Origin of the sequence: Alistipes sp. D31t1_170403_E11, assembly GCF_015553985.1 — a bacterium.
Taxonomy (GTDB): domain Bacteria; phylum Bacteroidota; class Bacteroidia; order Bacteroidales; family Rikenellaceae; genus Alistipes; species Alistipes montrealensis.
Genome location: NZ_JADNHQ010000009.1, coordinates 28,046 through 55,038 on the forward strand (window position 1 = coordinate 28,046; position 26,993 = coordinate 55,038).

Annotated in this window: 25 protein-coding genes; 17 read left to right on the plus strand and 8 right to left on the minus strand. The window is 54.1% G+C overall.

Translation table 11 applies throughout. The annotated features are described in order from the left end of the window. Positions 1 to 49: 49 nt before the first annotated feature. Positions 50 to 628, minus strand: a complete 579-nt coding sequence (locus I2E69_RS13735) for a hypothetical protein (protein WP_195461799.1) — start codon at positions 626 to 628, stop codon at positions 50 to 52. A 289-nt stretch (positions 629 to 917) separates the two neighbouring features. On the opposite strand from I2E69_RS13735, the gene I2E69_RS15305 reads away from it, so the two are divergent. Next, positions 918 to 1,337 (plus strand): hypothetical protein, encoded by a 420-nt coding sequence (locus I2E69_RS15305; RefSeq protein WP_229095536.1) that lies wholly within the window; start codon positions 918 to 920, stop codon positions 1,335 to 1,337. A gap of 1,090 nt (positions 1,338 to 2,427) precedes the next feature. Here the strand turns inward: I2E69_RS15305 and I2E69_RS13745 are convergent. The 3 genes from I2E69_RS13745 to I2E69_RS13755 form a co-directional block, all read right to left on the minus strand. Next, positions 2,428 to 2,769 (minus strand): hypothetical protein, encoded by a 342-nt coding sequence (locus tag I2E69_RS13745; protein WP_229095537.1) that lies wholly within the window; start codon positions 2,767 to 2,769, stop codon positions 2,428 to 2,430. Between the two features lie 110 nt (positions 2,770 to 2,879). Further along, positions 2,880 to 4,073, minus strand: coding sequence for a phage antirepressor KilAC domain-containing protein (locus tag I2E69_RS13750; protein WP_195461802.1), 1,194 nt, complete (start codon positions 4,071 to 4,073; stop codon positions 2,880 to 2,882). After that, entirely contained in the window at positions 4,057 to 4,431 is a 375-nt protein-coding gene (locus tag I2E69_RS13755) for a hypothetical protein (RefSeq protein WP_195461803.1), read from the minus strand. Before I2E69_RS13755 ends, I2E69_RS13750 begins: the two co-directional genes overlap by 17 nt. Before the next feature lie 630 nt (positions 4,432 to 5,061). On the opposite strand from I2E69_RS13755, the gene I2E69_RS13760 reads away from it, so the two are divergent. The 10 genes from I2E69_RS13760 to I2E69_RS13805 all read left to right on the plus strand — a co-directional run bounded on the left by I2E69_RS13760 (position 5,062) and on the right by I2E69_RS13805 (position 14,080). After that, the gene (locus I2E69_RS13760) at positions 5,062 to 6,387 is read left to right on the plus strand and encodes a DUF935 family protein (protein ID WP_195461804.1); all 1,326 of its coding nucleotides are present in this window, start codon (positions 5,062 to 5,064) and stop codon (positions 6,385 to 6,387) included. Then, on the plus strand, positions 6,384 to 7,217 hold the full coding sequence (locus I2E69_RS13765; RefSeq protein WP_229095538.1) for a hypothetical protein: 834 nt from the start codon (positions 6,384 to 6,386) through the stop codon (positions 7,215 to 7,217). Before I2E69_RS13760 ends, I2E69_RS13765 begins: the two co-directional genes overlap by 4 nt. Continuing rightward, a complete protein-coding gene (locus I2E69_RS13770; protein ID WP_195461805.1) occupies positions 7,214 to 7,792 on the plus strand; it encodes a hypothetical protein in 579 nt (192 codons plus the stop codon). Before I2E69_RS13765 ends, I2E69_RS13770 begins: the two co-directional genes overlap by 4 nt. Beyond that, a complete protein-coding gene (locus I2E69_RS13775) occupies positions 7,789 to 8,577 on the plus strand; it encodes a hypothetical protein (protein ID WP_229095539.1) in 789 nt (262 codons plus the stop codon). The genes I2E69_RS13770 and I2E69_RS13775 overlap by 4 nt, the downstream gene beginning before the upstream one ends. Before the next feature lie 23 nt (positions 8,578 to 8,600). After that, positions 8,601 to 9,401, plus strand: a complete 801-nt coding sequence (locus tag I2E69_RS13780; protein WP_195461806.1) for a KilA-N domain-containing protein — start codon at positions 8,601 to 8,603, stop codon at positions 9,399 to 9,401. 100 nt (positions 9,402 to 9,501) lie between these two features. Then, entirely contained in the window at positions 9,502 to 10,743 is a 1,242-nt protein-coding gene (locus I2E69_RS13785; protein WP_195461807.1) for a Clp protease ClpP, read from the plus strand. A gap of 119 nt (positions 10,744 to 10,862) precedes the next feature. Further along, a complete protein-coding gene (locus I2E69_RS13790) occupies positions 10,863 to 11,912 on the plus strand; it encodes a hypothetical protein (RefSeq protein ID WP_195461808.1) in 1,050 nt (349 codons plus the stop codon). 85 nt (positions 11,913 to 11,997) lie between these two features. After that, positions 11,998 to 12,270: a hypothetical protein gene (locus I2E69_RS13795; protein ID WP_195461809.1), complete on the plus strand. Its 273-nt coding sequence runs from the start codon at positions 11,998 to 12,000 to the stop codon at positions 12,268 to 12,270. After that, positions 12,270 to 13,616: a DUF2586 family protein gene (locus tag I2E69_RS13800; RefSeq protein WP_195461810.1), complete on the plus strand. Its 1,347-nt coding sequence runs from the start codon at positions 12,270 to 12,272 to the stop codon at positions 13,614 to 13,616. Before I2E69_RS13795 ends, I2E69_RS13800 begins: the two co-directional genes overlap by 1 nt. A gap of 8 nt (positions 13,617 to 13,624) precedes the next feature. After that, a complete protein-coding gene (locus I2E69_RS13805; protein WP_195461811.1) occupies positions 13,625 to 14,080 on the plus strand; it encodes a hypothetical protein in 456 nt (151 codons plus the stop codon). Positions 14,081 to 14,181: 101 nt separating this feature from the next. Here I2E69_RS13805 and I2E69_RS13810 read toward each other — a convergent pair whose 3' ends face one another. From I2E69_RS13810 to I2E69_RS13820, 3 genes are all read right to left on the minus strand, one after another. Further along, the gene (locus tag I2E69_RS13810; RefSeq protein ID WP_195461812.1) at positions 14,182 to 15,009 is read right to left on the minus strand and encodes a hypothetical protein; all 828 of its coding nucleotides are present in this window, start codon (positions 15,007 to 15,009) and stop codon (positions 14,182 to 14,184) included. A 39-nt stretch (positions 15,010 to 15,048) separates the two neighbouring features. Next, entirely contained in the window at positions 15,049 to 15,471 is a 423-nt protein-coding gene (locus I2E69_RS13815) for a tyrosine-type recombinase/integrase (protein WP_195461813.1), read from the minus strand. Between the two features lie 401 nt (positions 15,472 to 15,872). Continuing rightward, positions 15,873 to 17,078 (minus strand): hypothetical protein, encoded by a 1,206-nt coding sequence (locus I2E69_RS13820; RefSeq protein WP_195461814.1) that lies wholly within the window; start codon positions 17,076 to 17,078, stop codon positions 15,873 to 15,875. Positions 17,079 to 17,261: 183 nt separating this feature from the next. Here I2E69_RS13820 and I2E69_RS13825 point away from each other — a divergent pair, with 183 nt between their 5' ends. From I2E69_RS13825 to I2E69_RS13845, 5 genes are all read left to right on the plus strand, one after another. Then, a complete protein-coding gene (locus tag I2E69_RS13825; protein WP_195461815.1) occupies positions 17,262 to 17,615 on the plus strand; it encodes a hypothetical protein in 354 nt (117 codons plus the stop codon). A gap of 11 nt (positions 17,616 to 17,626) precedes the next feature. Beyond that, positions 17,627 to 17,812, plus strand: coding sequence for a hypothetical protein (locus I2E69_RS13830; RefSeq protein WP_195461816.1), 186 nt, complete (start codon positions 17,627 to 17,629; stop codon positions 17,810 to 17,812). Positions 17,813 to 17,904: 92 nt separating this feature from the next. Beyond that, entirely contained in the window at positions 17,905 to 21,723 is a 3,819-nt protein-coding gene (locus I2E69_RS13835; RefSeq protein WP_195461817.1) for a phage tail tape measure protein, read from the plus strand. Positions 21,724 to 21,733: 10 nt separating this feature from the next. Further along, entirely contained in the window at positions 21,734 to 22,708 is a 975-nt protein-coding gene (locus tag I2E69_RS13840; RefSeq protein ID WP_195461818.1) for a DUF6046 domain-containing protein, read from the plus strand. Next, positions 22,699 to 24,039 carry a hypothetical protein gene (locus tag I2E69_RS13845; protein ID WP_195461819.1) on the plus strand — a complete coding sequence of 447 codons (1,341 nt, stop codon included), beginning with the start codon at positions 22,699 to 22,701 and terminating at the stop codon, positions 24,037 to 24,039. The genes I2E69_RS13840 and I2E69_RS13845 overlap by 10 nt, the downstream gene beginning before the upstream one ends. 9 nt (positions 24,040 to 24,048) lie before the next feature. Here the strand turns inward: I2E69_RS13845 and I2E69_RS13850 are convergent, their stop codons facing one another. Further along, positions 24,049 to 25,575 carry a hypothetical protein gene (locus I2E69_RS13850; protein WP_195461820.1) on the minus strand — a complete coding sequence of 509 codons (1,527 nt, stop codon included), beginning with the start codon at positions 25,573 to 25,575 and terminating at the stop codon, positions 24,049 to 24,051. Between the two features lie 111 nt (positions 25,576 to 25,686). On the opposite strand from I2E69_RS13850, the gene I2E69_RS13855 reads away from it, so the two are divergent. After that, the gene (locus I2E69_RS13855; protein WP_195461821.1) at positions 25,687 to 26,589 is read left to right on the plus strand and encodes a hypothetical protein; all 903 of its coding nucleotides are present in this window, start codon (positions 25,687 to 25,689) and stop codon (positions 26,587 to 26,589) included. Positions 26,590 to 26,993: the final 404 nt, after the last annotated feature.

Consider the following 26,993-nt stretch of genomic DNA (forward strand, 5'->3'; position numbering starts at 1 on the left):
ACTTATCCCGTGCGCCCTTTGTTCGGGTGGTCGTTGGTCGTGGTGTGGGTTACGCGGCTTTTTCCGCGCTTTCGGGGGTGCTGTCGAGGATTACGGCGTCCGATTCTTTCGGGAGCAGGTCGCGCATACCTATTGCCGTGAACGATGCGCGGGCGGCGTCGTTGATGGACTTTTTGAGGTCGCGCCCGGTCTTTTCGAGGTCTTTTTTGGTCGGAACAAGGCCGACCGATTTCCAAATACTGTCCGTCAGTTCGTAGGTCTGCACGACTTTCCCCTCTTCGGTTACAAAATAGATATGCGAGGGCGTCCCGGCGCGGAGTTTAGACCGGATTCCGTCGTTTTTCTCGCGGAGGTCGTTCTCGGCCTGTTTTACGGTGCGGAATACCGTGTAAATGTTTTTCCAGCACCGGAACGCTTCGTCCTGCTTGCCGTTCTTGGGTGTGAAGTCTGCACCGTAAAAACGGAGGGCTGTTTGTGCGCCTGTCGATCCCGTATAGACCAGAATGACGCCGGCGTGCTGGGAAAGATTCGGTATCATGGCCGCGAATTGCTTACCGTTCAACGTCTGAACCTTTTGTCCGTTGTTGTTTGCGTTGTTGTTGTTGTTGTTGATGTTGTTTGCTTTCATGGCTTTAATTGTTTTTAGTTAGTGAATGGTTTTATTCGTTTGTAATTTATAGTGGGGCCTCGCCGAACGAACGGCGAACCGGGTATATAACCCCGTCCGGCCTATGCCGTGCCCCTATAAAATGCGGGGTGCAAATTTCACCCTTTGCACTCCGCAAGTAGTTTGCATTGGCTTTCGTACTGCTATTTCGGTTAACGTTGCGAATTACTCCTATTTCGTTCGCATTTAAGGCAGTATATACCCGCATATTTTCAGCGGGGCGGCTTGTCAGGCCGCAGGAACCTGTCCGATGTTTACCGCATTTTTCCCTTTGCGGGGCGGGCTTGCAAGGCAAAACCCGAATAATGCCTATTCAATCGGTCGGGCGGTGGTTTGCTACTTTTTCCGTTGCGACCTGCCGAAATTTTCCGGTGGTTTCGTGTCCGCTACTTTTTCGCAAACTCTATTTTTCCCGATGCGCGTTTTATTACTTGATGTCTGGCATCCTTTATTCGTCGCGCTCCGTTTCGTCGGCCTTTTGTGTAAACCTTTGCAAAGGCCGTCCGGCATTGCGCGTGTTGCGCTTTTGCCGTTTCGTATGTGTGCCGTCAAAGTTCCGGCGCGGGGCTTTTCCGTATCGTTACCCGCTTGCCCCTTTTTGAACGTGCGCGGATACTTTCGGACTTGTATCTGTTCCGGTCGTGATAGCCGGATTTTGAACATGATTTAAAAGAGCGTTTGAATCGGTGTCGTTGTCTGTTCCGTTTGATTCAATACTAACAACTATTTTTCTATTTCCAAATCTTTGTGCATTTATTTTCATTCGTAACAATCTGTTTATCATTTTCTTATATATGTTCGCCTACGCGCGAGAGGACGACGTATCTTATTGAATAATAAGCCGTTGTAAAAAAGATCATTTTTTTTGAAAAATTAAATTTTTCTCAATAATTGGAAATTACCGGGGTCTTTGCTTATGAAAAACCGTAACTTTATAGAAAAACCTTATAATACATTATAAATCAATATTTTACAGTTTAGATAAACATTCTTAAATGTTTGTTAATAGCAAAAACGCTTACAGTTTTCGTAACTAATTGATAATTAGCTTCACTTAGTACAAAAGTGAAGGTATTAAATGGTTATATATCAATGATATAAAAATATGGAGGTGGGTGGCCTCCCGTTGCGGGTTCGATTTCTATGCTCTGCCCCCGATTTCAAGTTTCATTTTTTAACAACTGAAAGAGCCGTTTTCAAGGGGTACTTATTCGTGCAGTTTTGAAGAAAAAACCGAAGATAGCTTGAAGGGAATCATTTACTGTCTATACCACAACTGTATTTCCCTACTGAATTTTCTCTAAAAAAATCTGGAAGAAGATCGGCTTCGTTTACCATTATTGGATTTATCGTATCGGTTTTCTCGGATAAAAAAAACAGACACAAACGGCCCTAACGGGCCGTTTGCCATAATGTTCTTTTTGGTTCTTTTTCTTTCAGAAAAGAAAAAGAACATAACTTGGTATCTTCCGAACCGTCAGGTTTGGGAGATACCAAGAAAGAAGAGTTATAGTATCCTATTGAGTAATTATATAACTATTATACATATATACATGATACTTTACCTAAAAATCGAAGTTATTCATTTTCTGAATGTCCCATCTTTTATGAACTTTCCTTCCAGAATGCACCTATTCCGATATGCCGTTTCCGGATAACGGCATCGGAGTTCTTTGACAAAAAAAGAGATGGTCAGCATAGCCAAACATCTCTTCATGAAACAAAATAGGTTGCCAACTTCGGTAATTGCCGGTTTTCTGCTATTTTCGGGACCGGTTTCTGAATTCCGCAAGTTGCTCGAAGATCTTCTGGATCAAGGGTTCATTCTCTTTACGAATCCACTCCCTGGCCACATTCCAGGAGAGGGATTTGCGGAACGAGAGATTCTCTTCGGTCAGGATGTGATGTGCCAGGCGTCCTTCCGTGGGTTTGAGACCGCGTGTATGCAGCTCGCACAGCCCGTCTCGAAAGAGGATGCACCCCTGGGGGCGCATGATAAGCTGAACCATCGCAATCGGTGTCTGCGTCACGCCGAGGAGCATCCCCACGGCCCAGTATGTGAGCGTGAGCTTCGCGGCATAGCCGGCCTCGAGTAGCCTCATGATGTCGTCCGGGGTTCCTAGACACGGGGTTCGGCAGTACGAACGGCATACCTGGCATGCGCAGTTTGTCGGCCGGCGTCCCGTAACCCGCATGATGCGTTCCAGGGCGGTCATAGCCCGTTGCTTTGCTGCTGGGTAAGTGCATCCTGGTGGTAGGCCCTCCACAGTTCCAACACGAACTGTCGGCCCTCCTTGGTCCAGTGCTTGGCATGTCCGATGACATAAAGGCGGCCATGCTTGTTGCGCCGCATATAGGGCACATCGCATTGCAGGGACTGGTATTTAGGCGTGACCACCCATTTGGGGCTCTCGAAAACGCATACCCCGTGTTCCTTGAGGAAGTGATGCAACAGACGGGGTGTAGTCCCCAGCTCGTCGGCGACCTGCGTGGAGCGGAACGAGGGGCGCTGTTCGACAAGGTGGAGGTAATAGTCCACCTTGGGTTTGTTCTCGCGTATGATGTTCTGCAGGCGGCAAATCTCCTTCCATTGGCGTTCGATGATCTGTTGGGCATCCTCGAAGCTTTGAGGCACGGGAATTTCGGGTACGGCCTCCTCGCGGGCATCTTTCTCGACCTCCAGGATGACGTAGCCGTAGCGTGTAAGCTCCGCTATGCAGGAGCGGTACCATTCCAGGAACTCGGGGCCGAGCATCTGGGCGAACTTCATTCCCAGGCGGTATTCGAGCCATGTAGCGCCTCGGTTACGGCCGCGTGTCGTCTTCACCTGCCTGTCGTACACGGCCGACGTGCCGCTCACGGCCATCTCCTTGCGCAGCTTGCGTGTCGGTGCGAGGTTCAGCCAGCAGGTCACCTGCTTCTGGAAGATATGTCCTGCCTGCGTGGCGTTGACCATCAGGATGCCGTCCTCGCTGCGGAAGGTTACCGCCTGCTGCCCGCGGAAGCGGAACTCCTTGTCGGGCCACACCTTGGCTCCCGGCAGGCGCATAATGGGCCGCTCACCGCCTTTGGGAAGGTTGCAGGCCCACAGGTCCAGACGCTCGCAGATCTCCTCGGCGGCGCCGTCCTGTGCGGCTGCTGCCAGCTCCTTGTAATGTTGCGCCAGGCGTTGCAGGTCATAGGGTTTTATCGCCCACAGGGGGCGGCCACCCTCCTTGAAGGGTATTTTCGTGTTCTGGGGATACATCGTCCTCATTTGCTCCGCATCGACCTGCACTGCAGTAGAGACTCTTGTCAGGGTCGCACATATGTCCCCCAGATTTACCCAGATGACCTTGCCGTTCTCATCGGTGAGAACCCGAATCTGCCGCTGCTCGAAAGTGCGGGTGCTAATCTTCCTTCTCATGGCTCCTGGATTTAAGATGTTTCTCAATGATGTGGTTCACCCGGCGTGCGGCTATGAATTTCAGCACCTTGGCCATCGCCTTTTTGGAATGATATTGCCGCTTCTCGCCGCACATGCGGTCGTAGTCGGGCAGCTTGAGGGTGTCCAGGTCCGAGATTTCGATCAGGATGTTTTCGTTGACGTAACGGAAATAGTAGCCGCCGGCCGAGATGAAACGGCCGTTGCAGCAGAAAGAGATGGACTGAAGGTTTCCATGGGAGAATTCAGCAGTGGTATGTACGGAACGAAGGACGCCTATAAGGATCTGAGACCTATTGAATACCAGTACAAGTTTGGATTTTCGGAAACTGCTACTCATTATTGATTTGAAATTGGTTTGGGTTTCTTTCGACAATCTTTTCACGGCCGTGCAGGCAAGCGCCAGCCGTTCGTAGCACAGGAAAACCGCTCGTACATACAGGTCCTGAACGCCGGATCCATATGCGCAACTAAGAGCGGCGTCAGTGCTCATCAATTTAAATATCCCGGAGCCGTGTGCGCGGACATTTCGCGGTCCGCACACGTCGCCGGTTATGGCTGGGAGCGGCGGGCCGTGGGAAGCAGACCATAGCCTATACAAAGAGCGAAGGGCATGGCAACGAAATATACCATACTCCCTGGAGGCGGTCCTGCGGCGGGGCTCCGTAATGTCTTCTATATCGGTTTGAAGTACATGGGCATAATTTGTTTCTTTATGTTTGATCCATCTGCAATTTTATATTGGCAAAGATATAGTATTTTACACCACAAATCAAAGCATTATAAACTGATATACAATTTGTTATGAGCTCGAAAGAGGCGAATCGGAGGTGCAAAAATCTTTCTATATGAGACCGGCGTAACAGCCCAATTCTAACCTCTTTCGCCGCTTTGTGCACCGTTCGTCTTCGAGAGTGCTTTTCAACATAATAATCGGGCAACAACTATTCTAAAAAAAGTGTAAAAAAATTTGCAGACAGCCGTTTCGGAAGGTACTTTTCATGGGGCGTTGCTCGAAAGTATCTTCCGCACCTCGAAGAAAACCATCCAGGAATATGTCCGGGAGATCGAACGCTACAACCGCTACCGCTCGTCGCGCCAGGATGTACAGCTGGGCTGCATCCTCGATGACCGGGCCCGCCTTATCGACTTGTACGAGGCATGCCTGCAGCAGGATGCCCACATCCGCTCGGTCATCGAGACCCTTGAAAGCCAGATCCTGGGGGACCGCTACATGCTGGCTCGCATGAATGAGAAGGGCAAGTACGTCAAGGATGTGTCCCAGACGCAGAAAATCCAGGGCTCGCAGTTCGACAAGATCATCCGCGGCATCGTCGAGGCGAAGCTCTACGGTTACACATTACTCGAGATTATGCCGCATCTGGACGAAAAGACCGGCAAGCTCGACGAAGTGAATATCGTCGAGCGCCGCAACGTGCTGCCCGACCAGCGTATCGTGGTGAAGCGCCAGGGCATCTGGCTGCCGCACTGGAATCTTAGAGACGCGGCCTACCGACAGCAATACGTCCTGATCAGCACGGGCGACCTGGGGCTTTTCTCGGCCACCGCGCCTCTGATCCTGGCCAAGAAGTTCACGTTGGCGAACTACACGAATTTCGCGGCGGTTTATGGGCAGCCGATTATACACGGCAAGACCGTCTCGGAGAGCAACGCCGACCGTCAGCGCCTGGCCCAGAATATCGCCAATGCCGCCCAAAACAAGGTGGTCGTCACCGGCATCGAGGACGAGGTGGACATCAAGACCTTCACGATGTCCAACTCGGAGAAGATCTACACCTCGCTCATCGAGTTCGTGAACAAGGAGGTTTCCAATTTGGTGCTCGGCTCGGAGTCCATGGCCGGAGGCATGCAGTCCTACGTGGGTTCTACCAAGGCTCACCAGGACATCTTCCGCGACCGCATCGAGGTTTACCGTCGCTATATCGAGAACATCATGAACGAGCAGATCGTACCCCGTCTGGTCGCCATGGGTTACATCTCCGAGGGTTTGGAGTTCAAATATTCGAACCGCATCGAGATGAACAACGAAGACCGCATCAAACTCTACCAGCTTATCACGGACAAGTACGAGGTTTCGGCCGATGAGATCGAGAAGGAGTTCGGCATCAACGTCGGCCGGCAGCTCAACACCCTTGAGGCGATGGGAGCCCCGGGCCCGGCCGGTGCGACGTCTGGGAGCTCCGACCGGCATATCATGTCCGACCAGGAGTACTACCGCCGCTATGGCCACACGCGGAGCTCGAAAGTTGTCAGCTACCTGCGCGGTAAACGATGAGTACAGAGCTTATACACACCCTCGATGCCGTAGCTGCCGACATGCCCGTGTCCTGGGTGGCACGCCGTGAGTACGCCATGATCCTGGATGCCTTCCGGCGTCTGATCTACAACTGGGAGCACAGCGCCGAGCGACGCGATATCATCGAAGAGATCATCACGCTGAGAGCCTCGTTCCTCTGCGACCGCGCACTGACGGGCTTGCGTATTGACTTCGACCGGGCACTGGACCTGCTGCGAGGCCATAACGACTTTATCTCGGAGCGTGAGCGCCAGCAGCGGGACCTTCTGGTCGCGGCCCTCGGAAATCTCGTGGACTTCGCTGTGGCCGAGGAGTTCACGATGCTGCGTGAGCTGCCCGAGGAGCCCGTAGAAGATCGGATGGAGGAGTACGAAGCGCTCTGCGAGCGTTATAACCTCATCTACGCCGAAGTGGAAAATGACCAGGTAGCCTACGCCGCGGGCGTCGCGGCCTGGTGGCTTACCGTCGATGCCCAGACCGTCGTTACGTTCAACACACAGGGGGACGAGCGTGTGCGGGCCTGGCATCTCTCGCACGAAGGGGTCAGCTATCTCAAGCATGCGTTTCCCGCGGAGCTGATTCCGCCCCTTGAGTGGGGCTGCCGCTGCTACCTCACGGCCGAGGGCTTCGGCGCAGTCTCCGGGGTCGTGCTGTCGAAGCAGCTGCGGCGACACGTGGACCCGATCTTCCGTGAGAGCCTGGCCACGGGAGGGCGTATCTTCTCTGCGGCACATCCATACTTCCTGCGGCCGCTGCCCGCGGATCTGCAGGCTGTGGCCCGGGCTTTAAAAACACGTTTCGGAATATGACCAAGATCACCCTCAAAGAGTTCTGTGCCCATTGGGTAACCCCGAAGACCTCGCGCACGCTGGCCAGCCGCCTGGCCTACAATGCCGAGGAATTCACCACCAAGGCCGGAGTATATGCTGCCGAATGTTTCCGGCAATCCTTCGCACAGGGCGGCTTCTACGGCACCGGCCGGAAGTGGGCGCCCTGCACCTCCAAGTGGGCCAAGCGCAAGAAGCATGCGCATCCCGCGCTTCTGGATACGGGGACCCTGAGAGATTCCATAAAGGGAGGTCCCAGGAATTTCGTATACAGCACCCGGGGAAAGCGTGATTTCATCAGGCGTTTCAAGTACGAGATCGGCACGAACGAGGTGAGCACCATCGACACCACAAGACGCGGCGAGCCGAAAAACGTCCCGTACTACAACACCTATGCAGCCTTCCACAACAGCGATCCCCGGAAAACGGATTATACGGTCAATCAGCACTCCCGGCGCAAACCCGAGCAGCGTCAGTTCATAGGCTTCAACGACGTCATCGAGGATCATATCGCCGCAGAGTTCCTGCCTCACCTTTTCGACGGTTTCCCCCAATGATAAAAGACAAGACGCCATCCCCGGCCACGACACCGACCCCGGCCCCTGCGGTCTCCGTCCCCGAGCAGGTTGCGCAGAACCCCTTTGTCCATATGTATCAGGCGGTCAGACGGGCGCTGCTGACCCTCCGGGCTCGGGAGGATGATCCGCAGAGTGAGCCTTTCTTTCGGACCATAGCCCTCGACAACGGGCAGTTCACGCGCATCATCCGCGATAGGAACATGGAGTATGAGGTCGCCTTTCCGGCCGTGTTCATCCACTTCGTGAATGTCCGTTACCTGGTGCAGCAGCAGCGCATCGGCGAGGGCCGCGCCACCATGCGCGTACGCTTCATTCTCAACACGCTCAACAACGCCGACCCTGCACGGGAGTGCGATCCCTTCGTTGTGTTCCAGCGTGTAAACGTCGCCATCCAGGATGCCAAGGACCGGGAGCCGGCGCTTAACGAGCGTTGCAACCTCACCTTCTTCGACATGCCCACCACCACCAACATGCTCCAGGCATACTGGGTGGACTACGAGGTTTGGTTCCGCGAATCCTCGGCCTGGCGCTACCGCGACTGGGTGGAACGTTATCTTGTGATGCCGCCCTTCACGCAGCACAGCGACGCCCCGGAGCATGACAGCGTCCATCACGGGTTCCATGCGTCCCCCACACCGGAGCAGAGTTCAGGATTCGCCCCCGCCGTTGATGTCCCCGGTGGCGGGGAGGAGCAGGACGAGAAAAAAATGAAAAATAATGCCTCTGATTTCAAACATTGCCCGCCCGCAGCCCTTAGTTGCTAATGGATAAAACTCCTAAAAGCATTATGGAAACAACATTACAGGTATTCAATTACAACGACACACCCGTCTCGTTCCGTCTTTCGGATGGGCAGGGAGTGATGATTAACGCTACGGAGATGGCGAAACCCTTCGGCAAACGCCCCGTGGACTATTTGCGCTTACCCTCTACCAATGAGCTGATTACGGCCAAAGTGAGATTTTCTCACATTGCAGAAGATCAATTAGTTATGACTTTGCGGGGAGGAACGAATCCAGGCACCTGGATGCACGAAGATATCGCCATTGATTTCGCACAGTGGTTGAGCGTGGATTTCCGGCTGTGGGTCAACGACCGCATCAAGGAGCTGCTGAAAACAGGTTTTACGGCGACTTCCGACACCTGTCTGCGTGCTGCCGGCAATCCGGAGTTCGTGCTGCGGGTGCTCGATGAGATCCGCGACGGCTACGAGCAGAGCCTACGCCTGCGGCAGCAGAATGAGCGGCTGAGCGAGCAGTTGGATGCGCAGGCCCACAAGGCGGCCTTCTACGATAAGGTGCACCGCTGCCTGAACGAGAACGAGCAGAAACGCATCTTCCGCATCTCGCAGATCGCTGTGGAGCTGGGACTCAAAGCCGCGGAGTTGAACCGCCTGTTGGAGCAGCAGGGCGTGCAGCGCCGCAGCGGCAAGATGTGGGTGCTGACAAAAGCCTACTCGGGGAAAGACTACACGCGCATCAAAAACTTCCAGAATGGCTTCGACGAGGATGGCGAGCCGACCATCGGTGCCTTTATGGTCTGGACAGCAAAAGGCCGGGAGTTCATTCTCGGGCTTTTCGACAAGTAGGTCTATAAGGCATGGTAGGACGCAGAGGAGCCGACAGGGGCTCCTCTGTGTGTTCAAACCATCCGGTGTGGCGACTCCTATTCCTTGCCAAAGAATCCGTATGTCTATCGACAATCTGCAATGCGTCGTCGGCGCAGCCACGCCGGGCGCCGTCGCCACGATCCGTTTCTTCGGGCGCGTGACGGCAGAAAGCACGGCGCGCTTCAACGAGGAGTTCGACTACCTGGAAAACGAGGTGCGTCCCTCCTGCATCCGCGTTCTGATCAACTCCGAGGGCGGCAGCGTGCTTTACGGCATGTCCACCTATTCGACCATCCAGAACGCGCAGGTCGATACGGAGTGTGTGATCGAGGGCATGGCCGCCTCGATGGCTTCGATCATCTGGGCCGCCGGGCACCGCTCGCTCATGCGTGACTACGGCATCCTGATGATCCACAATCCGATGCTGCCGGGCGGGGATGCGGAGCCTTCCGACATGGTGCAGGCTTTCACGCGCCAGATCGAGACCATCTACCGCAAACGCTTCGGCCTGGATGCCGGGCATGTGCGGGCCATCATGCAGGGTGAGGCCGGCAAGGACGGCACCTACTTCGACGCTGCGGCGGCTGTGCGGTGCGGCATCATCCCGCCCGAGAATATCCTCGCCACCTCACCGCAGATCGTGCTCCGCGTGCACGATGAGCTGACGTCCCTCACCGACACGGCCGCCATCGAGGAGCTTATGTCCCGTGTCGCGGCGGAGAATAAACACTTTCTGATGGCAGGCACTACTCTTAACCAAACAAAACAACCTCGAATGAGCGAAGAGAAAACAGTATCGGCGGAATTCGGCGCCGTCATCGCCTCCTTGGGCATGAACGACCAGACGGGCGTCAAGGATGTCATGGCCCGCATCGCGGAACTCATGGGCGTGGAAGCGCGCCTGCGACAGGCACAGCAGGGGCTCGCCGACGCCCAGACGGTGCTGGCCGGCAAGGACGCTGCGATCCGGAACCTACAGCAAGATATGGCCGACGTAAGCGAGCGATTACAGAAATACGAGAAGCAGGAGGCCGACCAGAAAGCCTCGGCAATCCGAAGTTTCCTGGAAAAAGCCGCCGAGGAGGGCAAGATCGAAGCCGTGACGATCCCCAGCTGGGAGGAGATGGCCCAGACGAACTTCCCGCTGGTGCAGAGCACCATCGAGTCGATCCCGGCGCGGGAGCAGATCTCGGCGCAGATCGCTGCGGACCCCGCGAACGTGCAGGCGGCGGCAGATGCTACCCGAGGTGTCGAGGAGCGCATGGCTCAGCAGGTCGCTGCGGTCGTGGGCAAGGACTTCGCCTTCGGAAAGCTCAAGTAGCGACCTGCACAGGCTTGTACTGCGACCTTTCACAAGTTGATATGCCGTGTCGCTTCCGCGGAGACCTCCGCACAGTGTCGGCCGAGATTCCAAACCTACAGAAAACGTAATCGACAAATATGGCTGACACCGTATCATTCTTACAAAACGGCTATAACGGCGAGGTCCTCGAAGATCTCTTGACCTACACTGCCCAGGGTAACGACACCTTCCGCGAGGGGCTGATCCACATCAAGCCGGGCATCCAGCACAAATACACGCTTCCGGCCATCAAGCTGGGAGACATCATCCAGGACAATGTCCCCACGCCGACCTCGAACCACGGCAAAAAGGGCCCCAACGGCGAAAACGAGTACCAGTTTACCGAGCGCTACCTCATACCGCAGGATTTCATGGTCTATCTCGAGTTCAACCCCCGCGACTACGAGAAGTATTGGAAGTTCGCGCAGCCGGACGGCAACCTCGTGTTCCGGGAACTCGATCCCAAGATTCAGGCTACGATGCTGCGCCTGCTGATGGACAAGAAGAACGAATACATCGGCAACGCCATCTGGACGGCCGCCAAGGGTGGCGAGGCTGCGGCCAAGATCACGGCACCCACGGGCTGCATCAAGATCGGCGCCGGCAAGGAGAAGTACTTCGACGGCATCGTCAAGCGCATTCTCGACAATGTGAACGCCACGGATGCCGAGACCAAGGCCGGCGGCCAGTGTATCGTCTCGGGCACCACGGAGCTCACGGACGGCGCAGCGGTCGAGGCGGCTCTGTATGCCATGTGGAAGAAGTGTCCCAAGCAGATCCGCAAGAAGTCCTCGCTGGCCTTCGTCATCGGCTGGGACGCATGGGATGCCTACGACCAGTACATCTCCGACAAACAGGTCAAGTACAGCGAAAATACCGAGGTCAACCGCTACCGTTTCAAGGGCAAACGCATCATCCCCATCGTCGGCATCCCGGAGCATACCATCGTGCTCGGTGAGTTCTCGACGGGCATGGATTCCAACCTCTGGATGGGCGTGGACTACGCCAACGACACGGAGGTCCTGAAGGTCGATCGCCTGCAGTCCAACTCGGAGCTCTTCTTCTTCCAGATGCGCATGAAGATGGACGTGACCATCGTGCGTCCTGCCGAGATCGTCGTACACACCGCTTACACCCTTACCGCTTAGTTTCCATAGGCTCTCATGCTGATTTTTTCCACCCGGGGAGCGGAGTTCGGCTCCGCTCCCCAACCTTTTAACACAGTACCCCTAAATGGCACGACCTAAAACTACCGCTGCGGAGGCTGCCGGGCAGAGCACCCCGGAGCTGATAACCCCGGCCGCAGCTCCAGCATCGCAAATGCCGGCTGCGGTGCCACGGCTCGAGAAACATATCGAGGCTATTCTGCGCTGCTTCCCCTGCTATGAGACCCTCTATATCGACCGCAGCGGCGGCATCTACGCCCCTGCGACCCCCGCGGCCCTGCGGGGTGCGGCGGTGCTCTACACGAATCCTTTTTACCAATCCCATAACACGAACCGATAATGGCACTGGGCAATGTCTTCATTACCGATGTCGACGGCAACATCCCCAATCAGACCGCCGCCTCGAACGAGAAGATCACGGGTCTTCTTTTCGACGTCTGGCAGCAGCCCACGCTCTTCACCGAAGGGTACGGCAAGACCAATGAGGCCAAGATCAAGCTGCAAGACGTGGCTTACGTCACCTCCCTGCGTTCCGCAGCGGAGGACTTCGGAATCATCGAGCGCGTCACCGCGACGGCCGACCAGGAGGCGAACGTCAACTTTCTGCACGGCATCCCGGCCTACCACATCCGGGAGTTCTTCCGCATGTCGGGCAACGTGAACGCCTCGGGCCGCCTTTACGTGATGTTCGCGGACTGCTCGGCATCCTGGGATGCCATAGAGACCATGCAGCGGGCTGCGGGCGGCGCCATCAGTCAGCTGGGCATCTGGACCGAGCAGCCCCTATGGAAAGCGAACGGCGCACAGGAAAAGTACAACCTCAATGTCGTGAAGTCCGTGAACGAGAAAGCCGTCTATCTGGCCAGCCAGAACCAGCCTCTCTCGATAGTGCTTGCAGCCAACCCCGCGACCACGGGTGCCACGACCACGGAAGGCCGGCAGATCGACCTGCAGAAGATCCCCACGTGCATCTGCGAGTCGAGCCGCACCAGCTGCATCTTCGGACAGGCACGTAGCGCCTTGATCTCGACAATGCAGATGCGCAACGTGAACCACACGCCCGTCGGTTTCCTCGGGGCCGTGATGGGCGCCCTGGCCAGGGCCAACGTCCAGGAGTCTATCGCCTGGGTCAAGCAATTCAACCTCTTCGCGGACGACTTCCAGCAAATAGAGCTGGGATTCGGGGACATCAACCTCGACGATGCGGAGGAGAACTTCCTCAGCCTGAATCTCTACGAGTCGCTGTCTCCCGTGCTTCTGGATGACCTGGACGACAAGGGCTACATCTTCCCCATCAAGTACGCAGGGCGTGAGAACGGCATCTACATCTCTCGGGATCAAACCTGCTCCAATGGCGACTACCGCACCATTGCCCGCAACCGCACGATCAATAAGTCGCGCCGTGCCGTGCGTGCCGCCTTGCTGCCCTATGTCAACTCTCCGCTGATGGTCAACCCTTCGACGGGCATGTTGGCAGCATCCAAGATCGCGGCTTTCAAGACCCTGGTGGGTGACATCCTGCAGAAGATGCAGGCCGACCAGGAGATCTCGGGATACGCCGTGACCATCGATCCGAATCAGAACGTGCTCGTGAACGACACGCTTCGGATTTCCTATACGCTCGTGCCCGTGGGTACTGCGACGATGATCTACGTCGAAGAGGGCCTCTCACTAACCGCTAAATAACCTGTTCTATGGCAATTATAAACAACGTAGCCTATTCGTGGTCGATGATCACGCTCTCCTCGACAGCACTGGGTATCGACGAGGGTTCCACGGTCCTGGAAGGAGTCAGCGGCATCAAGTGGTCCAAGAAGCGCAAGATCGAGAGCAACTACGGCATGGGAGGGAAGCCCGTGAGCCGCGGCTTCGGCAACATCACCTACACCGCATCCATCACCATGGACTATGCAACACAGCAGACCCTGCGCTCGGTGTACGGTAGTCTGATGTCGATCGGCGAGTTCGACCTGATCGTCTCCTTCGCCAACCCCATGGCCTCGGACGACTGGACTACCACGACCGTAACCCTGAAAGGCTGTATCTTCGATGAAGATTGCCTTGAAAGTCAGCAGGATGACGTAAATATCACGCACGAGTTTTCCTTGAATCCCTTCGATATTCAAATTGGGGACGGTATGTCTATATAGACATACCACTACTTATGTAACCTTTTAGGATATGTAACCTTTTCCGGGTAAGCCATTGGTTTTCAAAAATGCTTATCTGAAAAAGGTTACATCGATTGGCCTTAAAATTCTTTTTCAAACAATTTAAAATCTTTAGGGACCCTCCGTTTTAAGACTCTGTACCCCATATACCAAAACAAAAGGGCAAAATATATCATTACAGGGTATTGAAAGACATATAGCGCTTTCCTAATTTTTTGAATGCTATCGGGACTAAATATTTCAGGCGTAAAAGCATCTAAAATAAACAAGACAGGAGTGATTACAAGAAAGACACCCAAAAGTATTCGCATAGTTTTCGGGCTTATTTTTAATGATAAAAATTTATCAAAAAAATTCTCCCTGACCATAAAATGATTAATAGAAACATATTTTGTTCCTTTGAAAGCACCCGTAACTTTTAGTAAATCCGTTGTAGCCGTGTGATATACACGAACGATAAAACCTTCGTTATAATCAAAATAGTCAAATATAATCTCTATCCTTTTTTCGTTCACTTTTTTTAGCTTGAAATCATTTGCCGTATTATTGAGGTAAATTATCTCAAACTCAAGAATCTTTCCATCACCTTCCAGTTCGATTCTAAATCTATCATTTTGAGCAACGTCAGAGAAACTGATTGTTTCTTTTCCTGCATTCCAAACAGCAATCTCAGTCGTGGATAGATTCTCAATTTTTGCACCCTTAAATAGAATCTCTACGTGCTTGACCTTGCTAATGCTATCTTTAACTAAATTTATCGTTCGTGAGCAATAAGTAGGTTTCTTTTTTTTATCACCTTTTCGATAAAACCATATAGATAGGAAAATACCCATTGCCGTCAGAACCAATGAGATAATGCTGAGCCATGGATTACTACTGATGTTTTCAATAAACTCTGAAGGGTTCATAGTTGTTAGTTAAGGGTAAGGAAAATCAAAATATTTACGTTAAAGATAATAATTAAAAACTACATCCCGAGGGTTCTCCAGCATTTCAAGCAGCCCTCTGTTGCGTTGCCAGATCGGTAATGACCCAGGCTCCGGGGACAATGCAGTTTTCTCAATAGCCTCTAACTTCTGCCTTGTACCTATCCGAGCATATATCTCTGTCGTAGTTACGGATGAGTGACCGAGGAAGTCGCGGATGTAAACCAGATTAATACCGGTATCCTGCAACATCATGGCTTTGGAGTGACGCATAGAGTGAGGACTAATGCCCTCCGGGATAATCGCCGGATTCACACAGCGAGCCTTCACCGCATACTTTTTGACGATGGCGGCTATTGATTTCCTTGAGAGTTTATCACCCTGGCCGTTGTCGAAAAGGGGGTGTTCATTCGTCCAGTCGTTAAGAAGTCCGTTTTCTTCCATATACATTTAAGCAACCTTGAACCTTGATCCGATATTGGAAATTCCCCCAAGTCCAAAGGCATATTCTGATTGTCGAACTCTCCGACCTCTCCAGCCCTCGAAGATACTGTGAGGCGGCAAGGGTTAGTTTTTCGTAGGTTTTGTAAACTGTTTTCATAGGCTAAAGCAATAAAAAAGGCAGCGAAGTTGCTGCCTTCCAATGCAAGTTAGCCAAATATTATGTAACCTTTTTCAGATAAGCATTTTTGAAAACCAATGGCTTACCCGGAAAAGGTTACATATCCTAAAAGGTTACATAAGCTCGGGCGATATTCTTTAAGGATTTCAACCCTTCCGCTCCAGAAGCACCGTTTACAGAATAAGGGCTGCATTTATCGGCCCTTATAACGTTAATAATTAACTTATTGTCCTATGAGGTTCTGCATAATTTCTTGCGTGATATTTCCCATAATATTGTCAAAAAAGTCATTGTTCAAGCCGGTATAAATTTTATAATTGCTTAAACTTCTTTCATATTCCAAATTGTTTGTAAATAAATTTATTAGCTGCCGTTCCTCCTCCGTTCTATCTTGGTTGTCGTAAATCAACAATTCGTTTTTTGCGAGGTTTGGAAGAATGGACGATAAACAAATTCCGTTTTTCGTCAGAGGCGTAAAGGCCGCAGCCGTATAACTATACACAGTATATGATTCGATCTTAATAGTGTACATTAACCCTAAACCACACAAGGAATCCATTGCATCTTTCTCTGCGCATTCTCGATTGTATATAAAATATAGCACTCCTCCTCGTAACATTATAAAATACGCAGGAAATACGTACCCAACCATTAAAATATCTGAAGCTTCTAATTCCAAAATATCGATATATTGATAAATAGCATCTTGAACCAGATCAGCCTTTAACGAGGAAGACTGTGTTTCAGGTAATAAAGAAAACAGTTCATCCAATTCTGCCGACGTTTTGTCGTATTTCATAGCTAACCCCGCCATCGGGATTTTCTTATCACTATCAATGCAGTATGCTTCAATGACTTCGGAAGATTTATCATGTAATACCAGTGTTTTCTCCATATCCTCTTCATAAGAAACACTTGGTTTCACGTGAGATTCCCAAATCAACCGGGGGATAGATCGTGTATGAGCACGGGGGCGGGCAGCCATACGTTGATAGCCCCCAATAGACGGTGTGAAGATTGTGGCTGTATTCATTACCCATCTGGGGCAGAATTCTATTTTGGTGCCGAAATTCACGTTTTTAACAATCAAAGATTCGCCGGAATAATTATCCGTTCCTTCCACCTCAATCAATCCTTTGTCAAGTCCATCACTGAACGAGACATAAAAACATGATTCGCCATCCGGACGAAAGCCCAATCCTGCGGATACCTGGACCGATTCATAAAGGTTTTGATTGATTTCCAGCGAAAGATCCGAGCCATTAAATGAAAACCGGCCCATCGTGCCTTCGGACAATTGGGCTTCCAAACCCACGCCTACGCCGGAATTAGCTATGACAACATCCCCGGTTATGGTTTCCTGAGCATTAATGCGTGTGAAGCAGCTTAAAAATGCCGCACAAATCAATAAAAAGGTCAGTCTTTTCATGAGGATATTTATTAAAGTTTTTTATACTGAGTGCATGCTTAGCGAGTCTTGCCCACTGACACGAAAGTTACTATAAATTCCGATAATACGCAATTTATAGTACAAATAATACTTTACTGACTTGTATAGAATTTTAATCTTTTATTTCCGGAATCCTCTATTTGCTTTCGACAACTAATCGATATGGAAACACGAACCCTCACGCTCCAGCAGGAGACCGAGATCAAGGCGAAAGCCGCTAAGTTGAAGGCAGAGAAGAAGCTGCGTAAGATTTTCCCGATGGTAGTCTTCGGAGATGAGACGTGCGACGAGAAGGCGCTCTATGTCGCCTACCTCGCGGAGCCGACCTTCCCGCAGTTCTCCAAATTCATGGCCGCGTCCAAAAAGGACGAGGTTACGGCCATGCGTACGCTGGCCAAGGACTGCTTCGTCGAGGGCGACCGAGAACTCGTGGACGACGACTCGCTGTTCCTCTTCGGGCTTATGGCCCAGCTTTCGGAGGTCATCTCCACACGCCAGAGCGCACTGGTAAACTGATCGGCCGGTGGGTGGTCACGGATGAGCAGCGCATACGACAACGCACCATCTACATCCGTCACTACTTCCCCGGCGTCAACCTGGATGTGCTCTCCGACGAAGAGTTCGCCATGCTCTCCGAGGAGGCTCTGTGGCTGCACCAGCAGATGCAGATTACAAGCCTTGCTCAGCATCTTCCGCACGCGGGACCGCTGTAATATGCGGTCCCGCGTCTCTGTTGCGCCGGGCTCGCGGAGTCAACCCCATGGTGCCATAAAAGGCTATTCTTAATGAAAAGAGTTAGCCTAAGATGCCGGAGAAGGATTTCAGGGTCAGTTACGTCATAGATGTCGAAGCCACGGAGGGCGCCAAGCAGGTCGGCCACTTCGCGGATGCCGTCGAGCGGCTGATGCGGGCGTCGCAGACGGACCTCACGCCGTTGGCGACAAAACTGAAAAGCACCCTTGCGGCCGTTGACAAGATCTTCCGCTCGGAGAAAACCGGCCGCAAGCGGGATTTCAACTATAAATTCAGCCTTGACACATCTGCCAGCGTCGAGAAGCTGGAGACCGTCAAGCGTATGCTCGGGGAGATCCGGGAGCTCGCGCAAGGCATTCATGTGGTTGTCAACCCCGGGGAGCCGCTCAAAAGCAGCACCCTGAAAGCCAAGGTCCGGCGCAATGTTGCGGCTCTCACGGCGGATGCCCAGAAAAAGACGGCCGCGGAAGCCGTGTCGTCGACGCTGGATATGCAGCGGCGTATCACGCACTCCGTAGGTAAGGTGCGAGGTGCGCTGACAAGCCTCGAACGCGGATACCGCCTCACGGTGCAGACCGAGGAGGCGACAGCACGGCTGAATGGCGTCCTCGCGCAACTCGGGGCGATAAAGCGTGCCGCGAACATCCCGCTCGGGATGGGGACGGTGGTTCCCGCCGCCGGTGCGGTGGCTTCCACGGGTGCTGTCAAGGCCCCGTATATCTTCGGTCCAGGGCGTTCCTTTGTTCTTCCGCAGGATGTGAACCGACGTCTGCAGGAGAAGCTCTACACGACGGCCGCACTGCACAGACAGAAAGCCGCCTTTGCCGCACAGGAGCGGGCACGGCGTCTTGTCCAGCAGCAACAGATGGCCGACATGCGGCGCGCGGAGCGCGAGCGTCAGGCCCTGATGAAGGCGCAGGCCGAGGCACAGAAACGCTCCTTGGCGGAGCAGGTGCGGCAGCAAAAAGAGCAGGAACGGCGCCAGGCGCTGGCGGCGGCCGCCGTAGCCCGCGCTACGCGACGTCAGGGACTCGTCAACGACGGCATCTATGGGGCTCAGCGACGCGCGGCCATCAACCGTCTTCAATATGCCAAAGCTCCCTCGTGGCGTAACCTTCCCATGGCGTACATGTTCAGCGGCTACATGCTCTACGGGGCCATCAGGTCGGAGCTGCAGAAAGCTGTGGACTACGCCAACATCATGGAGTCGGCGCATTCGATTTTGCGGGTCGCGGACGGGAACCTGGCGACCTTCGAGAGCCGCTTCGAGCAGATGGCGCGTCATGTCCGCAAGATCGGCGTGGACACGAAATATACCGCCGTCGAAATCGCCGGGGCTACGAAGTATCTGGCCATGGCCGGTCTGGATATCGAGACGATCAACAACACGATAGGCCCCATTACGAACCTGGCGCTTATCGGCGACAACGACGTGGCGCAGATCGCCGACCTGGTGACCAACATCCAGACCGGCTACAATATACAAAGCGCCAGCATGAACTCTGTTGCCGACATCCTCTCCTCGACGGTCTCGCGCTCGAATGTCAACATCCTCGAGATGGCCGAGTCGTACAAGATGGCCGCGGGTTACCTGCGCATGGCGGGCGTGGAGTTCTCGGAGAGCGCCGCTGCGATCGGACTGCTGGGCAATATGGGGGTCAAGGGCACCATGGCGGGCACGTCGCTGCGTGCCATGGCGGCACGCTTTGCCAAGCCCACGCGCGAAGCCCGCAAGATCCTGAATAAGCTCGGCGTGCAGTTCACCCACATGGTGGATATCGAGGGGCGGCAGGTCGAGAAGCTGCGGCCCCTGGCCGACATCTTCGAGCAGATGAAGGAAAAAGGCGCTACGCTGGGCGACATGCAGGCCATCTTCAGCAAGTACGGCGGCAATGCGGCCATGATGTTCATGGAGAACGCGGAGAAGCTGCGGCGGTTCACGGTGCAGAACCGTAACTCCTATGGCATCTCCTCGGAGCTTGCCCAGGCCAAGCAGCGTACGACCAAGGGGCTGTGGGCGCAGGTCACCTCGCAGTTCACCGAGGGCTTCATGCAGGGCTACGAACTCGTGGAGCCGATGATCCGCAGCACCCTCAAGCGGCTGCTCGAGAAATTCAAAGCCCCGGAGTTCGCCCGCGGCATCGCCTCGATAGGCCAAACCTTGCTGGACCTGCTGGGCGTGCTGGGCAACCTGGCCACATGGTTCACGCGCAACTTCAGCTGGATCGAACCCCTGCTCTTCACGGGGGTCGTCGCCACGAAGCTCTTCAAGCTGGCCGGTGCGATCACCAACATCGGCGTAGCCATAGGTTTTTTGGGCAAGCAATCCGTCGCCAGCTCCACCATGCAGCTGCTGAGTGGCCTGGCGGGGATGAAGGGCGGTGCGGCCGTTCTATCCTTCGCCAACAAGCGGGCTTTGGTTACGGCCATGCGCGGCATGGGTGTCGCAGGCCGGGGAGCCATGGGCCAGGCGCTGCTTGCTGCGGGCGTGGGCAACGCTTCGATGGTGCTGGGACGGGGAGCCTTCCCGGCGCTCTTCGCCTCCCAGGTCGCAACGGGTAACGGCATGGTCGGTGCCGCAGCCTCCCTGAGTGCCCTGGGTACGGGAGCTATCGCGGCGACGGGGGCTATCGCCGGCCTTGTCGGAATCCTCGGGTGGGTGGCTTATAAGATGTGGAAGGTCAAGCAGGCCAAGGAGGCCGTGCTGGAAGAGATCGAGGCCAACCGTAAGTATCGCTATCCCTCGATCGAAGCCCTGTATGCCTCGCTGCGCAATACCTACGAGATGGCGACCAAGACCAAGCGGGCTGTGGAGGATGTCGTCGGGGGAAAGTCCATTCAGGAGGAGTCGGGACAGACGATCGGGGCCTACACGAAGAACTGGCTGAAAGCTACCTTGTATGAAGGAAGCTCCCTGTCGCACGGGGCCCGCACGGGCTTTTATACGCCGCCCAGTTATACGGTTGAAGATGCGCGGCAGGACGACCTGCGGGCAGCGCTGATCACGCTGGCCGAGAAACACGGCCAGGAGAAGATCAACGCCGCCTATGCCCAGCTCGGAGGCATGAAGACCCTCACAGAAGTCAATGCCTTCATGCGCACGATCAAGGAGGAGTTCGGATTCACGGACACGGACCTGGACAGGACGCTCTTCCGCCGCGAGGGCGATAGGACGATCTACGTCCCCGGCGTCGAGGATCTTCCGGCGGCGAAGGCCGCGCAGACGTACGACTATGCGTTGTACACGAACGAGAATATCCTGCCCCAGATCGTCACGGCAGCCGGGGCGTACAGCAAAGCCATCGCCACGCCCCAGAGTGCCCTGGAGGCGCTGCGGGAGGGAGGTCTGGATTTCGGGAACCTGGGAAAATGGGGCTATGTCCAGGATAAGCAGGGACAGTGGTACCAACGGCCCCTGGGTGCGAATGCCACCGATGAGGACCGCGAAGAGCGCATCGCCAACCGCAAGCTGGCGCACCTGGCCCTTCTCAATATTGTAAAATCGCTGCGTGAGACCTTCGGCGGCTCGGCCGAGATTGCCCAGAACATCCTGCAACGTGCGGGCTTCGACCTCAGTATGTTCTCCAATGAGCCGGACTCGGCGGCCGAGCGACCCTTCGATGCCAACGGCATCACCGTGACCGGCGTGGATGACGGATGCGCCGGCGGCAACTATTCTGGCACGGGCAAGCTCTCCTCGGCAGCACCCAAGCAGGTGATCGTCAATATCGAGAACCTGATGAACGTCAAGACCATCGACCTGATGAGATCCCCCGAGGCTCAGACGGCCGAGATACGGAATCTCAAAGAACAACTCGCCCAGGCGCTCATCGACGTGGTTCACGACTTCGACGCCTCGTGGAACGCCTAAACACTCGCTTATGGGATTATTCAACATCGCTCTCTCGACGCTTCTGAGCGGCGGCATTATCGGCAGCGGCACGCTGAGCGGCTACCTCACGGACGCAACACGCCGTGCCCTGGGGCTGGGCCTGGCACAGCTGCAGGACGGCCAGGTGGGCTACTTTGCCAAGAACGGCAACCTGCTCAAGCGGGCTCTGGTGCAGATACCCTCACAGACCGCCTATGGGCTTCTGCGCTCCTATCCCCGCTACATCCGCTACTGGGAGCAGCGCAACCGCGACAAATACCTCGAAACCCAGTCCCAGACGAGCCTGGCAAACAAGAGCGGACAGTACTACCAGCTGATACAGAAGCAAAAAGCCGTGGCGGCACAGGCACACTACACGGATACGATCGTCGGGCGCATCGTCGAAGACTACCTGCGTCTGCGCATCGATGTCTTCGGTCTCTACTACGACAACAAGAGGGGGATGATGCAGGCCAACATGCTGTACGGAGCGCAGGAGTTCGTGGACCTGCAGCCCCAGGTGCAGGTTTCGAGCAAGAACAACATCCTGCTCACCACAGTCGAAGGCCGGGACTACTCCCGCAAGGAGCTCATCTCGGGCGGGGATCTGGAAATCAGCGTCCAGGGCAAGATCACCTCCAAATACCCCGATGTCTACCCGGAGACCGAGGTCTCGAAATTCCTCAAGCTGATGCAGTATCGGGGTATCCTGGAATGCGACAACACCATCCTGCGGCAGTTCAACATCACACGGCTCATCGTCCAGAGCTATGCCCTCACGGCGCCCGTGTGCCGCAACATCCAGCCCTACACGCTGCAGTGCGTGGCCGTGGAGCCCTCCGAAGCCGTGGAGGTGAAACATGCCGACCGCGAGAAGGTCGATAAGGCGATCAAGCATACCAACAAGTGGATCAAGTACGTCAACTACGGCACGAAGGTCCTGGATCCCACCACGCTCCTGACCCTTACGCAGCAATGGCTCTGAGTCCTCTGGATGTGCTCTGCTGCCGTATAACCATCGGCGACGAAGACCCGGCAAACCCCATGAACATCCTGCGGGCCCTCGAAATCCGCGAGGTGCAAGAGTTGGAGATACACGAATCCTACAAAAACCTTATCGGCACGGCTAAGCTCCGCTTTCCGCGGGGCACGCTCTTCCGCAGCACCATCCTGGGGGCTGCGACCGTCGAGGGTAAGGACGCCTCGCGCCTCACGGCCGAGGTGATGCAAAGCGGTGCGCTCATCGAGAAACGCACCTCACAGGGGGTACTCGATCAGCATGTCATCAAGGTTGAGCAGCGCATCAATATCAAACTGGGATACAATGGCGTGATGAAGAATATGTTCGACGGTTACATCACGGCTTACAACTCGGACAGCCTCTTCGAAATCGAATGCGAGAACATGGCCCACAAGCTCAAGCTGCGGCAGGCTCCGAAGTTCGAGACCCCCGCAAGCGGGGTGAGCGTCAAAGACATTCTGGGTGAGAAGTACGGCCTTCTGAAAGATACCGGGTTTGAGATACACTCCGATACAAAGCGGTTCGACATCCGCATCGGCATGCTCAAGATCACCGACAACTTTACCGTCGCGGATATTCTTTCGGAGTGGTCGAAGTACAAGGTCTACTGCTTCCTCAAGTACGACGCCGAGAATCCCTCCGCGATGCCTACGATCGCCATCGGGCGGCCCTACTCCTCGAGCAAGGGGCAGCCGGTCTTTCCCGAGGATCGGGCCGTGGCGATGCCCTATAAGGTTTATTTCAACTACAACGTCGCACACTGCGACCTGAAAATCCTGAAAACCAACCCCCAGTTTCTGGCCGTGACGGGCAAGGCTCTGGGGACTGATGAGAAATTTTTCGAGGTTACCGTGCGCCTGAACCCCGAATACGACCCGGCCAATAAGGCGAGCCGTGAGTTTCAGGTCGTGAATGCCACGCAGATATCCCGCAAGACGCATAAGGTGACGGGCAACACCACAGCCAAGGGCGCCGCGACCAAGACCAAGGTCGATCTCTCGACCTATACCGTGGTGCCCTATATATCTCCCAATATGCGTATCGACTCGGACAAACTGGTGGAGGAGACCATCGAATATTTCCGTAATTACAACCAGAACGGGATTACCGGGAGCCTCACACTTTTCGGTGATCTGGCGCTTACGACGGCCGTGCAGGTCGAACTTATCGATGACCGCAACCCCTCGAAGAACGGCGTGTACATCGTCGAGCAGGTTACAACGACATTCGGGGTAAACGGGTACAGGCAGAAAATTACCATCCCGTATCGTGTAGCATCGAGCAGCAACGCATGACACCCGGAGCTATTCGTATAGCTTCTTATCTTTCACCCATTTATTCAGGCTGCTTGTAATCGTTTCCTCAATATCCTGGATGTCGAATTCCTTGTATAATTTACCTGTTATGTCGGAATACATTTCCGTACCTCTTTGTTTGAGCAGACACACTTTCTTGCCCAGCCCGAACATGATACCCACTTCGAGCGCCACGTTGGGGTTGTGTTTGTTATCGATGATATTTTCGTAGATTGCGATACCGAAATCGCAAGCGTAGATATAAGTCAGTATATTGGGGAATAAATCATCGTGATATTCTTTATCATCGGCACGCAAAGCGACTATATCATAAGGCTCCAATACTTTGCGGATGGATGCTACGATCGAGTCGTATGCTTTACCGGTCCCAAACCTCATAATGATAAAAGCTATTTTTTTACCTGGATAGTCATTTTTCAGCCGCGAGACGTGTAACTCCAGATCGAAGGGGACACTTCTTTCTACTAAATATTCACTTGGTGCAGTAAAATACGATATTTCATGATTGGACTTGCATCCAATGACAGCCTTTATGACAATATCATCATTTAGCTCCTTATCTTCAAGCGTGCCCCATAATAAATCTACTCTTCCATTATCCTTAGAGAAGTGAGATTGAATTTTCTGAAGAGCATCAACGACTTCCGAATACAGTAAATTTTCTGCTGAACAACTGCTTATTTGTATCAATATGCTTGAAATATCATCATAATCAATCCCATACAGGTAGGGGGAATTAACGATTTCGTCGAGTGCCTCCGAAATTCGATTTTCTCCTGCCCCGCGTCCATAGGTAAAGAAAGAGGTTGCAGAATTTCTCAAGCAGCGTCGCACGTCCTGAAAATCCACATTGACCAAATCGCGTTCTTGGATAAACAGTCCTTCGATAAACTCATAGGGAAGTACACAAAAATCATCGGACAACGAAAAAGCGTCATTTATCGATATACCGCCTTTATTCTTATCAATCAGCATATTGTTGTGAAGAACAAAGGTATTTAATCCATCAATCTGATGAAGAGCTTTTATCCCTGCATCGGCTACCTGCATTCTCTGAGTGCCCTCAAATGAAAAAGGTACCGTCACAACGCAGAAAGCAGTCATCTGCATATTGTTTAGGATCCTTCCCACCACGGGAGTAACCCCCGTACCTGTTTTACCTCCGAATCCTGCGTATATGATGGCTACCTGAGCTTGGGACTCACGATGAATTTTCTGAAGAGATGCGGTAATACGATTGATATGTTCGGCTTCAACAATATGCTTTATATCGTCGGGGGTTGCGATTTTGTGTTTTCCAACACCTATGAGAATTTTTTCACCCTTGATAGCTCTAAGGGCGGAGATATTACTCGCATCCGAACTAATATAACAGAATTGTGCATTCCCTTCTCCGTATTTATCTCTGATACGCCTGAGCATATTACAGCCAGCAAAACCAATCCCGATCAAAAGAATGGGTTTGGTCGTATCATCGATTTTGGGATAAGTAGCGCTTAGTATCTCGTCTATCATTGGGTTAAACTGTTTGTTAATCAAACTTAATAAAAAAATCAGAACTATTCAAATAACATAGGGATTATATACCGAATCATCCGGGAGGACTATTCTTAACAAAGAGAAACGATGGAGGACAAGCAGTCGACCTATCATAATAATCAACACCTTATCCGTGAGGCGATCCGCAAGATCGCCCTGGGGCGTTCGTTGGAACGCATCGACATGGCTCCGGGCGGATTGTCGGGCGTGGGCACGGCCCGCTTGATCCACGGTTATGTGGCCAAGGTGCATTCCGATCCCGCAGACGAGGAGTTTGAAACCTACGGCGGCACGGTCGATGTGGGTGAATACCCCGACGAGACGTCTTCCTCGGAACCCCTGATACACAAAGGGGTGCTGCCGGCCGCCGCGCGGAATAACGACGGGGGCTTCCTGATCATCCCGACGCTTTTCTCGGAGGTCACGATGCTGCTGGATGCCGCCACGCGCCACGCCTATATCGTGGGTTACTCCCATGCCGATATCATCCGTCTTTGGGCTCACCGCGAGGTGTCGATCGAGGTCACGCAGACCGAGGAGATAGACCCCACGAACGAGTCTTCTCCCGACTACGACCATCTGGCGGCTACGGGCAACGCCTCCTCGACCGTGCATACGGCCACGGGGATACGCTCGGTGGTGAGAAACGACCGGGACAAGGAGACCTCGTGGGCGATCTCAGCCGATGAGATCACGCAGCATATCGATAAAGCCACTGTAAGCCATACGGCGGAGAAGATCACCCAGCAGGTGAACAAGACCGCCGTGACGGTCGCGGACGGCAAGGTATCGCTCGGGGACGAGCAGGCCACCGAACCCCTGGTGCTGGGCAACGAGCTTGCGCAGCTCATGCTCGACTTCCTTACTGAGTGCTCGCAGATCACCACCCCGACGCTCATGGGAACCATGCCGGCCATCAACGTTCCGAACTTCGCGTCCCTGACGTCGCGTATCCAGCAATTTCTCTCGAAAACGAGTTATACGAAATGACCGTACAACTGAATCCCGCCATCGCGGAACTCGACCCTCAGAGCCTGTGCCACACGATCTATTCGCAGCTCTACCAAAACTTCTTCAACGCGCAGGATGCGGGCACCCTCAGCGAGGGGGACGCGACCTCCGTGCGCCTGCATAACACGGCCTACGATTTCGCCGCTGCGATCGCCGGGGCCGTCGCGGGGGACGGGGAGACGGGCACAGGCGGCGTGCTGCTTGAGTACCTTCGCAAGTCCGGGGGCGCGATGACCGGGCCACTGCGGGCCCGTTACGGCTTTGAGGCCGGGGTCGGCAATACGGGGATTCTGGAGCTCATTGCGGAGCCTGTGAGGGATGACGACGGCAGCCTGCTGCGCACCGACTGCGGCGTGCGGATCGCGGGGGACGTGCTGCTGGGA